The 1554-nt window shown below is 56.9% G+C and carries 1 protein-coding gene and 1 tRNA gene; both read right to left on the bottom strand.

Annotation, left to right across the window (positions count from 1 at the left end; all coding sequences use genetic code 11):
* Positions 1 to 62 precede the first annotated feature (62 nt).
* A complete protein-coding gene (locus tag ACR0MI_RS23660; protein WP_480855754.1) occupies positions 63 to 908 on the bottom strand; it encodes a DUF1989 domain-containing protein in 846 nt (281 codons plus the stop codon).
* 555 nt (positions 909 to 1463) lie between these two features.
* A tRNA-Met gene (locus ACR0MI_RS23655) sits at positions 1464 to 1540 on the bottom strand.
* Positions 1541 to 1554 lie beyond the last annotated feature (14 nt).

The raw sequence follows: 1554 nt of genomic DNA, 5'->3' as shown, positions 1-1554 counted from the left end.
GCCACATCATGCTCTGAACATGCGCCCACCTGTGCCTGAAACCTTATTAGAGAAACCTCAATTTAGTGGTGCCGAACGAGGGGGCTAGACAGCAGTAAATCGCGGGATTTTGGCCCCTGAATGGCAAGGTTTGGCATCGCGTTCCGCATCGCGTGCACCCGAACCTGCAGGCCCATATCCGTCGCCAATGCCTGCAGCGAACGACCACTTTCCTCGGATCCGCAGCACCAACGGAAGATTTCGGGCGCAAGACGGAAAAGCGTGCCGTCATCGATAACCGAGCCGCTTTCGTCACACATCAACGTGTAAGACCCACGCCAGACCGGCAGCTTCGCCACGTTGCGAGTTGTTGCCTGCTGCAGCAGTTTCTCGGCGTCCGGGCCAACAATATCGAATTTGCGCAACCCGCTCATGTCCTGAACTGTCACGGCCTCACGACAGGCCCAGTATTCACCCAAGGTGCCGTGCGCCGGAAAGCTGACTGGCGCCCATAGATCACGTGCAGGCACGAATTGTTGAGTCAACGGGGCCAGCCGATCATGAAATGCGGATTCCTGACTGATCGACATCGGGGCATCTTCCTTTTCACGATAGGCAACCGCACGGCGGATCGGCGTTTCTGGGCGGTAAATGCGGACGTGCACATCCGTCGGGTTCCAGCCATTGATCGGGTCAATATCGTCCGGGCAAGCGGTCGAAACGCACACCAGGTCCTCCATAGCGCGCATGGCGACATAGTCACCGGGGCGGGAATAGGACTCCTCGGTCAGAATGTGATGCGTCGCCGGATCAACCCATGTGTTCCAGAAAAAATTGATCGCGGGCCAGGCCGAACGACGCGCGACACCGTATCGGGTGCTCTTCTGCGCGCAATAAAGGCACGTGCAACAATCGCAAGTCCATTGCACGAACCAAGGTTGAAGACCGGGTTCTCACCGCGCTCTCCGACCAATTGATGGACCCAGAATTGTTCAGAGTCTTTTGCGAAGAGTTCATCGCAGAGACCAACCGGTTGAGAACTACCTCCCAATCGTCTCGCGCGTCCAAAGAAGCCGAACTCGCAAAGACCAACCACGCGCTGGAGCGTTTGGTTCAAGCACTGATAGACGGAGCGCCGACTTCGACCGTCAAAGGCAAAATGGCTGAGCTGGAAGAGATGAAGGTCAAGCTGGAGAGTGACCTAGAGGCGGCGCCAGCCCCGCAACCGACGCTGCATCCCAACATGTCAGACGTCTACCACTCAAAAGTCCGCGACCTTGCCAACGCTCTCAATGAAGCCGATGTGCGCAGCGAAGCTGCTGAGGCGCTACGGGCTCTAGTCGACACGGTGGTGCTGACACCGTCTGAAGACGGATATGACATGGACCTGCATGGAGATCTTGCCGGTATCTTGGTCTTAGCAACTGACAAAAAAGCAAAAACCACCCAAGCCGGTGTGGCTGAGGCGATTTCGCAAGTATCGTTGGTTGCGGGAGCAGGATTTGAACCTGCGACCTTCAGGTTATGAGCCTGACGAGCTACCGGGCTGCTCCATCCCGCGACACTTTTGATGAC

The organism is Ruegeria sp. D4, from assembly GCF_056534475.1.
The sequence above is the reverse complement of the archived record's forward strand: the minus strand, read 5'-3'. Positions and strand labels throughout refer to the sequence as shown.